Annotated in this window: 13 protein-coding genes; 4 read left to right on the forward strand and 9 right to left on the reverse strand. The window is 39.6% G+C overall.

Going from position 1 to position 12,859, the window contains the following annotated elements; all coding sequences use genetic code 11:
• Positions 1-95: 95 nt before the first annotated feature.
• Complete coding sequence (locus M2444_RS06225) at positions 96-893, reverse strand: ABC transporter permease (RefSeq protein WP_094870203.1); 798 nt, start codon at positions 891-893, stop codon at positions 96-98.
• Between the two features lie 3 nt (positions 894-896).
• Positions 897-1,808: an ABC transporter ATP-binding protein gene (locus M2444_RS06230; RefSeq protein ID WP_280786542.1), complete on the reverse strand. Its 912-nt coding sequence runs from the start codon at positions 1,806-1,808 to the stop codon at positions 897-899.
• Between the two features lie 194 nt (positions 1,809-2,002).
• On the opposite strand from M2444_RS06230, the gene M2444_RS06235 reads away from it, so the two are divergent.
• The 3 genes from M2444_RS06235 to M2444_RS06245 all read left to right on the forward strand — a co-directional run bounded on the left by M2444_RS06235 (position 2,003) and on the right by M2444_RS06245 (position 4,543).
• Complete coding sequence (locus M2444_RS06235; RefSeq protein WP_094870205.1) at positions 2,003-2,740, forward strand: LytR/AlgR family response regulator transcription factor; 738 nt, start codon at positions 2,003-2,005, stop codon at positions 2,738-2,740.
• Entirely contained in the window at positions 2,733-4,040 is a 1,308-nt protein-coding gene (locus M2444_RS06240) for an ATP-binding protein (protein WP_280786543.1), read from the forward strand. Before M2444_RS06235 ends, M2444_RS06240 begins: the two co-directional genes overlap by 8 nt.
• A gap of 293 nt (positions 4,041-4,333) precedes the next feature.
• On the forward strand, positions 4,334-4,543 hold the full coding sequence (locus M2444_RS06245; RefSeq protein WP_094870207.1) for a hypothetical protein: 210 nt from the start codon (positions 4,334-4,336) through the stop codon (positions 4,541-4,543).
• Between the two features lie 25 nt (positions 4,544-4,568).
• Here M2444_RS06245 and M2444_RS06250 read toward each other — a convergent pair whose 3' ends face one another.
• From M2444_RS06250 to M2444_RS06270, 5 genes are all read right to left on the reverse strand, one after another.
• Positions 4,569-5,048 (reverse strand): DinB family protein, encoded by a 480-nt coding sequence (locus M2444_RS06250; protein ID WP_280786544.1) that lies wholly within the window; start codon positions 5,046-5,048, stop codon positions 4,569-4,571.
• Positions 5,049-5,092: 44 nt separating this feature from the next.
• Positions 5,093-6,187 (reverse strand): LCP family protein, encoded by a 1,095-nt coding sequence (locus M2444_RS06255; protein ID WP_280786545.1) that lies wholly within the window; start codon positions 6,185-6,187, stop codon positions 5,093-5,095.
• A 237-nt stretch (positions 6,188-6,424) separates the two neighbouring features.
• Positions 6,425-6,652, reverse strand: a complete 228-nt coding sequence (locus tag M2444_RS06260; protein WP_094870210.1) for a helix-turn-helix domain-containing protein — start codon at positions 6,650-6,652, stop codon at positions 6,425-6,427.
• A gap of 121 nt (positions 6,653-6,773) precedes the next feature.
• Positions 6,774-6,974 (reverse strand): cold-shock protein, encoded by a 201-nt coding sequence (locus tag M2444_RS06265; RefSeq protein WP_036685790.1) that lies wholly within the window; start codon positions 6,972-6,974, stop codon positions 6,774-6,776.
• Between the two features lie 284 nt (positions 6,975-7,258).
• Positions 7,259-9,367: a methyl-accepting chemotaxis protein gene (locus M2444_RS06270; protein ID WP_280786546.1), complete on the reverse strand. Its 2,109-nt coding sequence runs from the start codon at positions 9,365-9,367 to the stop codon at positions 7,259-7,261.
• Positions 9,368-9,548: 181 nt separating this feature from the next.
• On the opposite strand from M2444_RS06270, the gene M2444_RS06275 reads away from it, so the two are divergent.
• Positions 9,549-9,953 carry a CBS domain-containing protein gene (locus M2444_RS06275; protein ID WP_042189973.1) on the forward strand — a complete coding sequence of 135 codons (405 nt, stop codon included), beginning with the start codon at positions 9,549-9,551 and terminating at the stop codon, positions 9,951-9,953.
• Between the two features lie 81 nt (positions 9,954-10,034).
• On the opposite strand, the gene map is transcribed toward M2444_RS06275, so the two are convergent.
• Both map and cysI read right to left on the reverse strand, forming a co-directional pair.
• On the reverse strand, positions 10,035-10,781 hold the full coding sequence (gene map / locus M2444_RS06280) for a type I methionyl aminopeptidase (protein WP_094870212.1): 747 nt from the start codon (positions 10,779-10,781) through the stop codon (positions 10,035-10,037).
• A 342-nt stretch (positions 10,782-11,123) separates the two neighbouring features.
• Positions 11,124-12,848 (reverse strand): assimilatory sulfite reductase (NADPH) hemoprotein subunit, encoded by a 1,725-nt coding sequence (gene cysI / locus M2444_RS06285; protein WP_280786547.1) that lies wholly within the window; start codon positions 12,846-12,848, stop codon positions 11,124-11,126.
• Positions 12,849-12,859 lie beyond the last annotated feature (11 nt).

Genomic DNA, 12,859 nt, shown 5'->3' on the forward strand with positions numbered 1-12,859 from the left:
AGAACAACAAAAACTACAATAGCTAGCAACGCACCTACAATAACGATCGTTTTTGGTGATCTATTACCCCTGTCCATTTCAATTCCTCCTTTTCTCTACGCGTGTATATCTCTTTTTCCAAACGAAATATAGGTGACAGACAAACTAATAGCTATAATAATCACAGGAATTAGCACCACTTCCATAAAGCTCTTTGCTCCTGTTAGGACTATATTTTGTGAATTAACGACGTAAATTCCGGAAAACTTCATAACTTGGGTCGTTAAAGCATGGTCTGAAATCCCCCTTAACCATGCGGAGGAAGCATCACGGAAATAACCGGATATCATGAAGTCGCCGAATATAATTAGAAAAGTTACAACCACCGCTGAAGCCGTTCTTTTAATAAGAATACCAACCATAATGATTAGAGCAGCATAAGCTGATAAATAAAGGACATTTAATCCCAGTACACGGGAAACCTGAATCAAGTCAGCAGAAAAATTACGATTACCGATGTCAGTCCCGATTATCAAAGCAGCTATCATATAAGCGAGATAAAACACTACTGTAAATTGTAAAATCCACCATATAATAATTTTAAAAACAGAAAGGTATTTCCCCGTGATATAGATAAACCTACTTTGTCCGGAAGCCAGAATAACTTTGATAGATCCATATTCAAATCCTTCGGTTGCAAAAAAACATACGTAAACTGGAATAATAAAATAAAAAAATAAAGATAAAGGTGTCACAATCGTTAAGGGTTCCGCGAGATTACCGATTTCAAAACCAGCTTTACCCCCAATCCAGATTGCTAATACCAGACTTGCTATAAGGAACAGAAGAGAAATTCCCTTAAACATGATATCCCTTCTTATAAAGTAAGACTCAGCTTTCAGAAAATCCCTCATTGCTCATTCTCCTATCAGATCCATATAATAATGCTCAAGATTCGCTGTGGACAGGTTGATTCCTTCAAGTGGAATTCCATTTCTAATTAACGTTGACATTAACTGTTCAAGATCTGTCAAATCCTTGGGAACCAATATTTCTCCGGCCTCTGACAATGTGATCGAATGAATATTAAGATCGTTCTTAAGCACGTTTATTGCTGCAGCTATTTCAACGGTCTTAATACAAATTTGCGCTTCGGCTGATTGCAAGAGTTCTTCCACAGAGACTTCCTTAATGAACTGCCCTTTATGAATAAACCCGAATTTGGTAGCTAACAATTGGAGCTCGCTCAAAATATGGCTGGAAATCAAGAGGGTAACCCCTTTTTCATGTGCCAGCTTAGCCAATAATTTTCTCATCTCTACAATCCCTGTAGGATCAAGCCCATTAATCGGTTCATCCAAAACTAAAAATTCCGGTTCGTTGAGAAGGGAGATTGCCAGCCCTAATCGTTGACGCATACCCAGAGAATATTCCGTAGTATTTTTGTTTTCAACATCCGTTAGTCCCACTAAATTCAGCACATCTTTAATTCTCTTGAAATCCGAAATACCATGAATCTTGCAATAAAAGCTTAAATTCTCTTCAGCATTCATATGGGGGTAGAGGGCAGGTAGCTCTATTAAAACCCCCATTTTTTTTCTGACTCGTGCGAGGTCCTTCTCATTACTCTTACCCATCAATTGGATAGTCCCTTTTGTAGGATAAACTAATCCACTAATTATTTTCATGAGTGTGGTTTTACCTGCTCCATTCTCACCTACAAAGCCATAGATATCACCCTGTTTAATCTTCATATTTATATTTTGAAGCGCATTTGCACTGCCGTACTGTTTAGTTAATCCCTCAGCTTCAAAGATTGTTGTATTCATTTTTCAACTCCTCCATACCGTCTGCTACTAATTGATATTAAATTAGCATGTTTACTAGAATTACTAATCGTTATGGTAAAAAACACGGGAATAAATGTAACTTTCGCCACTTCCAAGTGATCCCTAAAAGGATAAAGGTTGATTATACTCCCATATAATGTATTATTATTTATAACACAGGAGGGGAATTTCACATGATACATATTGCTATTTGTGATGATGATTTCAAGGCAACAGAATATATGGAGAGATTGATCCTTAACCATCCCATTCAGCAGACCGTAAAGATAGAGGTATCCATATTCTATTCTGGTGAAAGTTTCACGAAAGCCATACAACATGGTTGTCCATTTGATCTTATTTTTATGGATATAGAAATGAAGGGAATAAGCGGAATAACAGCGGGTCATATATTACGGAGAGATTGTGATAATGATAGGGTTCGGTTGATTTACGTATCGAGCCACGAAGAGTATCATGTTCAACTATTTGACGTTCAACCTTCCGGTTTTATAAAGAAGCCTATACATAACGAGTCTTTTGAAAAAAAACTACTCTCTATGATTCAGCAAATAAAGGTCAAGCGTCAGCAAAATCAACCAAAATTACTGCCTGTACACCAAAGTGGAACTAAACTACTGATTCCAATCCGTAATATTATGTACTTGGCAAGTGATCGCCGAAAAATCATTTTGCAAACAACGGAAGATCAAACGGAATATTACAGTACTTTATCTATAGAAGAAGGAAAGCTACCTTCGAAGCAGTTTGTGCGGATTCATCAATCGTATCTTGTGAATTTCGATTACATAAAACAAATTCAGGGCAAAAAAATTGTATTAACGAGTGGGGAAGAACTTCCGATTAGCGATAAGCAAAGCACCGTAGTGAAAAAGAGTTATTTGCAATTCAGGGGGAGTCTGCTTGAATAATATTCTACTGGATGAGCTGTTCTATGCCCTCACACTGGCAGCTCTCCCATTTATCATTCATTATTTCTATGATCATTGTTTCCCACGGCTTTGGGAATCCAAAGTAATCCTTTATTCCGTATACACTGCTTATTATATTTTCGTACTCCTCCTTCATAACAGCCCACTTCCAGGCTTATGGATGCTAGGGCTTAATATAGTGGGGATCGTTCTATTGTCCTTTTTGTATAAAGGAAAAATACAATGGCGTATTGGTGCTGCTTTATTTATAGTCGCACTGATTATTCTTTCAGATGCAGCAACTGCACCTGTGTATACGACAAGCGGATACATCTTTACCTTGTTTTTGTCTAAGATTCTGATGTTTATACTGGTACAGATCACGCTTCGTTTTACCAAAGCTTTTGGCGAGGGCAGTCTAAGCAGTTGGTATTGGATCGGGTTGTTCTGCTTTCCGTTTATCAGTATTCTCAGTATTGCAAAATTATCGGGCGAGCTGTCATTGCGGGAATATCCGGCGTTGTATCCGGCCTTGTCCGGAGGAATGCTGTTGATCAACTTCCTGATCATTCTTTTGTGTGATCGTGTATTAACCATACAATCGGCACAGAATAAAAACTACTTGTTGGAACAGCAGAACACCTACTATATGAACCAGTATCTGCTCACGAAAGAAAGGCAGCAAGAAGTCTTTACGTTTCAACATGATTTCAGGAATATCTTGCTCGGCCTGAGGTCTCAATTACAAGCTGGGGAAAAAGAAGCCGGACTGAATGATGTAGATAAGCTTCTTGGAGTAATAGAACTCTCTTCAGGTGAAAGTAATACCGGCTCCATCCTAATCGACTCTATCATTAATTACAAGTCGCAATTTGCCAAAAAGCTGGGTATCTCCTTTCAAACGGATATTAAGATTCCACCTCAGCTTGATCTAGATGCTTATGCATTTAGCATTATTCTAGGGAACACCCTTGATAATGCTATAGAAGCATGCAAGCATCCAGGTGTGACTCAGCCTTATATTAAGTTCCAACTTCATTATCATAAGGGTACTTTATTTATCAGAATACAGAATCCATATCAGCATTCCATACGTACGAATCATTTCGGAGAATTAGCCACAACAAAACGAGACAAGCATTTTCATGGTATCGGTCTAAAAAGCGTAAAGAATGCGGTAGAAGAAATCGGCGGAATATGGGATATCACCTATGAAAACCAAATTTTCCAAGTGGAAATTTGTCTTTTTAACATTGAGATCTTATCAGTTGCAGAAACTGAGCAAAAATGCACCTCATAGAAAGACATCGGACCCAGAAGGTTTTCCAATGTTTATTCTAAGGGGTGCATTTCAGTTACAAGTATATTTCTATTATTTTACTTACGGTTCGATTGTATATTTAGACGAAAACGAAATACTGCATCTTCACCGTACCACATAGGGAAATTCGTGCCCCAGATATTATGGTCTTATAAGCCCGATGGTAATGAACGTATGCCGTTAGTCTAAATATTTCGAATGGGACATCTTGTTCTCAAAATAGAATGAATAGTGGATTTTTTTGAAACATTTTCAAATAGGAGGCCAACGGTTTGAAAAATAAAGAATCATTTGTATTCGTCACAATCCCACTATCCGAGATCAAGAAATTCATTCTTATTGATTTTGTAGCTGGATCGGTCATTTATTTCGCTATAAAGTTTCCCTTACATTCTTTTATAGCCGCCTATGCTGGCAGCATGTTCGGTCCAATACTTATTCGCCAATCCATGAAAATGGTTCAGAATCGCGCTAAAGCTTAAGCCATAAGGAGACAACAATTCATCTCTAATCGATGCAGTTTAGAAATTGTTCAATCTGTTTTTTATGATGCTTATCATGTGGGATAAAACTTCTCAAATACTTGCGAACACTGAACTTCTTGTGGTCTCCATCCTTATATTCCAATTCGCATTCTTCATCCGTTAATCCAGAGACTGCATCTAAAATTCTAGATCTGTAGAGCACAAATTGTTCAATCAAGGTCTGCTTGGATAACAATTTGGCATACTCCATCGCGTTAGCATTAAATTCGTTAAAATCCAAATGTTTCGTTGTTAATGGTTCTTTCAAAATAATCTGCTTAATAGCACCTTCATAGAAATATTTATCCCATAGCATGAGGTGACAGAGAATATCCTTCACGGTCCATTTACCAGTAGCTATGGGCTTATCCCAATGTTTATCTGGCACCTCTTCTAATGATTTCACGAATGGAATAAGAGACTTAAATTCGAGTATCATTTGCTCCTTTGATTTTAATGCCATAGAAGCTAACCTCCGTGTGAATATAAAATAGAATAGCAAAAATATTATGCAGCAGCATCATCCTTAGAAGCAGTGATTAAATCAGCCTCAGTAGAGTCTGGGTTCAGCCAAATCTCGATCATATCATGAGTACGCTTTACATCATTTTCATCGAGTATATAATACCATTGATCCGTATGTTTTCCTTCCCCTTGGAGCATATGACTCGTTATTTCAGGGGTTCCACCTTCAAGAATTACCTTCTTAGCCAAATCCAAAATAAAATCTGACTTCATATTCGTTTTAAAGTTACTGCCAGCAATTTCGATAATGTTCTGTATATTAAGAATATTATCTATTCTTTTCATCCGATCAAGCGCTGCTTTCAAGAAAATCCGCTGTCTCTCTGTTCTCTTAAAATCAGAATCTTCCCGATATCTTACATACATTAAAGCTTCCTTACCGGAATAGATCGGTTTGTTCGGCTCAATTCTTAGTTTCTCATGATCGGGACTCTTATTCTCTATCACCTTGGTGATTGGAAGCACCACTCCTCCAAGAGCATCTGTAACACCCACAAGCCCATTAAAATTAATCGTAGCATAGTAATCAATTGGCGCATTCAAAAGATTCTTAACGGTATCCACACTCATTTGAGGACCTCCGTAGGAATGTGCCGCATTAATCTTGGTTTCTTTTCTTGCTCCTTTGATATTTTCTGCTCCAATAATTTCTGTATAGGAATCACGGGGAATGGAGACGAGCAGTGCTTTATGGTCTTCAGGTCGAATAACTGTATAAATAATGGAATCAGAAAGCCCGTTTTCTTTGCCACGCTGATCGGTGCCTAGTAGAAGGAGAGAAAAAGGACGGTCTTTATTTTCTATCGTTGGTTGTAATCCTGGTTCTCCGCTGTCTTCTAATGGCACATAGGAGTCCTTAAGGGTGTGTTCAATCGTTGGGGCTACAACATTATTAAACCCAAAAATCATTAATTCTTTACGGAAAATAAAAGATCCCAGTCCAATAATAAGTACGATAGCCATCGAAAAGTACCAAATTTTCATTTTTTTACTGATTTTATTTTTTTTCACTTTCTTTTTCTCGATTCTGCTTAAAGTAAATGAAGCAGATGGATGAGTGCTCTGTTTATTTTTCATTTGGATGAATTACCCTTTCTGTTTATGCGACTTCTCACCATTAATGAACATCACCTTTTATTCCACACAATTACGTTTAAACTTCTATTACTGTTTATGCCTACCCCATTACCTAAATATCCCATAATTATAGACGATCATTGGATCGATAAGTTTCTTTTTATAAGAAATTTTTGAGGCAAAAAAAAAAGACCACATCCTATGAAGGATGGGTCTGCAAAGTTTATTGAGAATACATTAGGTTTTGTTCAGGATCGTATCGATTTCACTTTTCAGTATAAGATACCTGACAACACTTCTCATAATTGGGACTTTGGTTAACTTATGCTGGTCTACATAGCTTTTCATTTGATCTTTAGACAGACCAAGTAAACTACCGGCTTCAGACACAGTCAATACTTCCTTGTTGCTTGTAGCGTTAAAGGTTTTCTTCACTTTTAAATTCCAGTCTTCAAACACCTGCACTTACATCCGCCACCTTTCAACTAAGCGAGAAATATAAGACATATAGTATTGTGTGAAACTTATAATTTCTTATATTTAAAAAAATCCCCAAACTATAAGTTTGGGGATTTTTTTCACAACTTTAGAGTTTTACAACATTCTCAGCTTGTTGACCACGATTGCCTTGAACTACGTTAAATTCTACACGTTGTCCTTCATCCAAAGACTTGAATCCGTCACCAGTGATTGCGCTGAAATGTACGAATACGTCTTCTCCACCTTCAACCTCGATAAAACCAAAGCCTTTGTCCGCGTTAAACCATTTCACTGTTCCTGTTTGCATAATATAATTACCACCTTTTTTTAATTTACATGTTATTCTTATCCCAAAAAAATCTCTTACAAAATCTCTAAAAAAATAAAAATTCACATATGGTACAAGGTTATTGTCATCTTAAGAATAACCCTCTACGCTATGTGAATTAGCAGGTAACTACTTTCGATATATTGATTATAGCACATCCGATGCCATCTAGATACCTTTTAGATTATGTAAGAAATGGAAAAACCCTGATCCTATAGAAAAGAACCGGGTTTCCCACTTACAATTACAACATCTCAATTATTTTAAATCTTAAAATAAGACAATTTATCCAGCAAATCTTGCACCATTGAGCTGAGGGATTCCGTCGAGGCAGTTATCTCTTCCATAGAAGCAAGCTGCTCCTCTGACGCTGCTGCTACACTTTGTGAATCTGCGGACGCTTCCGATGCAAGATCGGCTAATACTTTGACACTAGCTGAAATCTCCTCTGTACCAGCGGTCATCTGCTGTGCGGCTGCAGATACCTCCTGAATCTGATCTGTAACCTGTGTCATTTCAGCAAGAATCGATGTAAACAAAAGATCACTGTCAGATACACCCTGCACACCGATACGTACTTGTTCATTACCAACGGCCATAGCCTGTGAGGCTTGATTAGTATCTTGGACAACATGTTCGACTAATTCAGTAACTTGTTCGGCAGCTTGTTTCGTTTGATCCGCCAACATCCGTATTTCCGAAGCTACTACAGCAAATCCACGACCTTGTTCACCCACTCTGGATGCTTCAATCGCTGCGTTTAATGCCAATAGATTAGTCTGTTTACTGATACTCGAGATCAGACCAATAATCCCACTAATCTGTACAGATCTTTCACCTAGTCGTTCAATCGCCAGACTCGTCTTGTCCACGGATTGCTTAAGCTCTGTCATCTGGTTCACCGCCATTTGAAGCTGTGCACTGCCTCTCTTCGTTTGATCGGTTACTTCATCGGCAGATGCAGACACCGCTGATGAAGAGTCAGCGATACGTTGCACTCCAACGCTAAGATCGCTCATGGCCAGAGAAGATTCTCCTGCATAACCATTCTGCAGTTGCGCTCCCTCGGCGACTCGTCCAATAGCCACAGCAATCTGTTCAGCAGCTTTCCCTGTCTGTTCAGCGTTCGCTGTCAACTCTTCAGAAGTAGCACCCACTGACATCGACAAGTCAGCTACAAGTCCAAACATTTCTCGAAGCTTATGTGTCATCTGATTAAAATGCGTAGCCATCTTGCCGAATTCATCATTATTTCGAACCTGCAAGGTTTGGGTTAAATCCCCTTGAGACATAAGCTGCAATTTCTCAGATAACATTCGAAGCGGTTTGATCACCATCAACCATAGTTGAAAGCCTACAACTAGTCCTAAAATCGTCATCCCAACTAACATGATAATAAAAGATTCTGTTTTGGCTTGTTCGAAGTCCGCCATAATTGTAGATTTAGGAATGGCTGTCTGGGTATACCAGACCTGTTCACTTTTTGGCATTTGGATTGGAACAAAAATTCGGAGCACAGTTTCTCCTTTGGAATTATTGGTATACCCCTGTACACTCTTCCCGTTCTTCACTTGTCTCCACAATGCAGCTTTCTCTTCCGTATCCCCAAAATCTTTAAGTACACTCTGTGGATCATTAGGATTCGCTACATATTTCCCATCATTTGAAATAAGAGCAACATAACCTCCCATAGGTCTATAATTAACCGCTTTTGCCTGAAGCTCTGCTAGCGAGATATCAAATCCCACAGTCCCAAGAAAAGTACCCGAATTGGTTACAATGGGCTGTATAATCGAAATCATCTGCATAGACCCAACAGTTGTCTCATAAGAATACGGTTCAAGATAGATCGGTTTCTTATTTTTTTTAGGTATAAGGTAGTAATCTCCGGTGCCTTCTACTTCGTAATTTTTCGAAGCTTCAATCGTAATTGAACCCTCATTTTTAACAACATAAGGAACAAAACGCCCTGTGTTGTCGTCGTACGGCATTTTATTTATATTAGCCTGATCCTTTTGATCGAAGGCATTCGGCTCCCATAATGTGCTAATACCCAAAATTTCAGGTCTGTTCTCAAGCATAGCCTTCATTGTAGAGATAACATCCTCACGACTTAAGGTCTGATGTTCTCTTGATTCCAGCAACACTTCTGCGAATACCTTAGTTGTTGACTCCATGTCTATCATAGTATTCTGGATGGATTCCGCATAACTTCGTCCGGCAACCTCCGCTTGAAGTTCACCATTCGAAATACTCACATTACGCAGATTTTGCAGATTTGCAACTAAACTAAAGAAAAAGATAACAATGATAACTAAACTTACTACCAGAACAAATTTAACCGTTAAAGAAAGCCTACGATACAACGCCATCTGAACAACTCCACTCTAGGATAATATACCTTATCTTTAATCGACAAAATGCGACTGTCATTTAATAGGTCTTTTTACCTATAATTAAATAATAAAATTTAAAACACCTATCTCTTCAAAAAGTATGTTTAAATAAAAGTAGCCTAACTAAAAAAATCTCAATACAAAGGAGTTCATGCCGATGGAAATATCCTCTTTTTTGTTGCCTAAAGATCAAGTTGCCTATATCACTAACTCACTATCCATGCTGGAAGCCTTAGAACAATTAGAGCAGCACCATTATACGGCTATCCCTATTATTGATAATGAAGGAAAATATGTAGGAACACTTTCGGAAGGTGATCTATTGTGGAAGCTGAAAAACACAGCAGGTCTAACTTTTGACAATATAGGAGAAGTTCCAGTAAGCGATATCCAGAAGCATGTCCATAACGAGAGCGTTCTCATAAATGCCGAAATGGAGGATATGTTGACGCTCGCCGCAGATCAGAATTTTGTTCCTGTGATTGATAAAGAAGGCGTGTTTGTCGGAATTATTCGTCGAAAAGATATCATTGAATACTATACTCGCAACATTACTGATTAATTGATTAGTTGAACAACAAATAGACCTGATCAGCAACATCATTAGAAGATGAAGCTAATCAGGTCTATTTTCTACCCTAAATTATAGTTCAGTCAGGATAATCGTTCCTTGAGGGGTGATAGCTAATGTATGTTCATACTGTGCTGACAGACCGCCGTCAATGGTACGTGCAGTCCAACCATCGGCATCAATCTTTGTTCTATAGCTGCCTGTGTTCAGCATCGGCTCAATGGTAAATACCATCCCCTCTTTAAGACGGGGTCCTCTGCCAGCCGGACCATAGTGAGGTACCTCTGGTGCTTCATGCATTTCTGAACCAATCCCATGGCCAATAAAATCACGCACAACAGAAAAACCATTAGACTCTGCGTAAACTTGAATAGCATGAGCAACATCCCCGATACGGTTGCCTGCAACTGCCTGCTCGATACCTCGGAATAAAGATTCTTTTGTGGTGTCTAGTAATTTGGTCGCCTGCTCACTAATGTTGCCAATCCCATATGACCAAGCGGAATCTGCCAACCAGCCCTCTAAGTTAACTACCATGTCTATGGTTACTATATCTCCATCTTTAAGTGGTTCCTTCTTCGGAAAGCCGTGGCAGATTACATCATTTACAGATGCACAGGTTGCGTACGGATATCCGTTATATCCCTTTTGCTCAGGAGTCGCTCCTTGAGACAGTATAAATTTTTCTGCAAATTCATCAATCTCCCAGGTGGTAATTCCCGGCTGTAGAATTTGCGCAATTTGACGATGACATTCAGCGAGAATTTTTCCCGCCGCACGCATTTTTTCGATCTCTTCCATCGTTTTCATGATAATCATAATATCGCCTCTTCTGTACAGAACACATCACTCTCGGGCAATGGCTCTTCTTTTGTATTTAGTTTCCCCTTTATATTATGAAAGAAAAACACGAGAAATCCAAATCATTATGCAAAAAAAATATATTTTTCATACACATTCTAAAAGGAATCCCTTTTTCTAATGAAAATATTAGATCATCTGAGTCCGATAGCATCTTATCCGTCCCACTCAATCTAACTTAGCTCCAATCCACTCGACAACGAGCAACCGTTAAAGTTTAAAACCAAAAAATCAACTAACAAAGAGGTGCCCCAGCAGCCATAATGTAGGCTCCGGGACACCCCTTCAATCTATATTAGATTAGTCATGAAAATTAAGACCTGAGGTTACCGCCTTTACATAACCTGTACGGATTACGAAATCTCCAAAATGCTCACTATGCAGACGTTCCTTCGAATAATGATGAAGAATCGGCTCCAGTGTCTCCAGAATTTCTTTTTCATCTATGTTTTCTTTATACATTTTGTTCAAGCGATCTCCCGTAAAACCTGCTCCCAAGTACATATTATATCTGCCTGGACCTTTACCAATAAACGAGATTTCGCCTAGTGCCGGTCTTGCACACCCATTAGGACAACCTGTCATCCGGATCACGATTTCCTCATCACGGAGACCAGCTTCATCAAGGACAAGCTCTAGCTTATCAATCAACGAAGGCAAATAACGTTCCGCTTCAGCCATTGCAAGTCCGCAGGTTGGTAGTGCCACACAAGACATTGAACTGCGTCGTAGCGCAGATAGATGAGCTCCATCTGTAAGTCCATGTTGTCTAGCCAGCTCAGCCACTTTTCGCTTTTTGGCAGTGGTTACGTTAGCAATCGTTAAATTCTGATTCGGCGTAAGCCGGAAATCCCCGGTATGAATCTTGGCAATTTCCCGCAGTCCAGTCATCAATGTGTACCCTTCTTGGTCATGAATCCGTCCGCTTTGGATATAAAGCGTCAAATTCCATTTTCCATTGGTACCCTTCACCCAGCCATAGCGGTCTCCATTGTGATCGAAATGGTAATCACGTGCCGCCTCAAGCTGCCATCCGAGTCTTTCATGCAGCTCACCGACAAACCATTCCAAACCGTGGCGGTCAATCGTATACTTGAACCGTGCATTTTTGCGGACAGAACGATTTCCATAGTCCCGCTGAATCGTTACTGTCTTCTCCGCTACATCGATCAATTGATCAGGACGGCAAAAACCAATGATACGGCCAAGCTGAGGATACGTGCTGGTATCGCCATGCGTCATTCCCATACCGCCGCCTACAGAAACGTTGAACCCTACCAGCTTATCATTCTCAAGAATAGCGATGAAGCCTAGATCCTGCGAGAACACATCTACGTCATTTGAAGGGGGTACCGCAAGACCAATCTTGAATTTACGCGGTAAATATACCGGACCATAGATCGGTTCAACTTCTGCACGATCTCCTAAACTATCCACTACCTTTTCACCGTCTAGCCAAATTTCATGGTAAGCGGGAGTTCGTGGGGATAGATGGTCACTAACTTTGCGCGCCCATTCATAGACTTCTGCATGCACCTCAGATTGATAAGGATTCGGATTGCTCATTACGTTACGGTTAACATCCCCACAAGCTGCAAGGGTCGTCATTAGCGTATCATTGATGCTCCGAATGGTCTTCTTTAAGTTCCATTTAAGCACACCATGCATTTGAAATGCCTGTCTTGTAGTTAGACGTAAGGTTCCGTTACCATACTTCTGTGCCAGATCATCCATCACCAGCCATTGTTCCGGTGTAGCTACACCACCAGGGGCAACTACGCGAAGCATAAACTGGAATGCCGGCTCCAGCTTCTGACGTTCCCGTTCATTGCGTAAATCTCTGTCATCCTGCATATAGCTTCCGTGAAATTTTAGCAGCCGATTATCATCTTCAGGTAGACCACCCGTAATCGGATTGCTTAGTGTCTCAACCAATGCACCCCGCAGATAGTTACTCTCCGACTTAATATGCTCTACATCACTAGGAGGCCCGCCGATCGGCTTAACCTTCTCATTGTTTGCCATTGTTGTTATCT

Source organism: Paenibacillus sp. PastF-3 (genome assembly GCF_029893135.1).
Taxonomy (GTDB): Bacteria; Bacillota; Bacilli; order Paenibacillales; family Paenibacillaceae; genus Paenibacillus_AQ; species Paenibacillus_AQ nitricinens.

Bases quoted from the DNA above. Each gene is read 5' to 3' on its own strand.
- M2444_RS06225 (WP_094870203.1), bottom strand. From the start codon at position 893: ATGAGGGATTTTCTGAAAGCTGAGTCTTACTTTATAAGAAGGGATATC.
- M2444_RS06230 (WP_280786542.1), bottom strand. From the start codon at position 1,808: ATGAATACAACAATCTTTGAAGCTGAGGGATTAACTAAACAGTACGGC.
- M2444_RS06235 (WP_094870205.1), top strand. From the start codon at position 2,003: ATGATACATATTGCTATTTGTGATGATGATTTCAAGGCAACAGAATAT.
- M2444_RS06250 (WP_280786544.1), bottom strand. From the start codon at position 5,048: ATGGCATTAAAATCAAAGGAGCAAATGATACTCGAATTTAAGTCTCTT.
- M2444_RS06255 (WP_280786545.1), bottom strand. From the start codon at position 6,187: ATGAAAAATAAACAGAGCACTCATCCATCTGCTTCATTTACTTTAAGC.
- M2444_RS06265 (WP_036685790.1), bottom strand. From the start codon at position 6,974: ATGCAAACAGGAACAGTGAAATGGTTTAACGCGGACAAAGGCTTTGGT.
- M2444_RS06270 (WP_280786546.1), bottom strand. From the start codon at position 9,367: ATGGCGTTGTATCGTAGGCTTTCTTTAACGGTTAAATTTGTTCTGGTA.
- M2444_RS06275 (WP_042189973.1), top strand. From the start codon at position 9,549: ATGGAAATATCCTCTTTTTTGTTGCCTAAAGATCAAGTTGCCTATATC.
- map (WP_094870212.1), bottom strand. From the start codon at position 10,781: ATGATTATCATGAAAACGATGGAAGAGATCGAAAAAATGCGTGCGGCG.
- cysI (WP_280786547.1), bottom strand. From the start codon at position 12,848: ATGGCAAACAATGAGAAGGTTAAGCCGATCGGCGGGCCTCCTAGTGAT.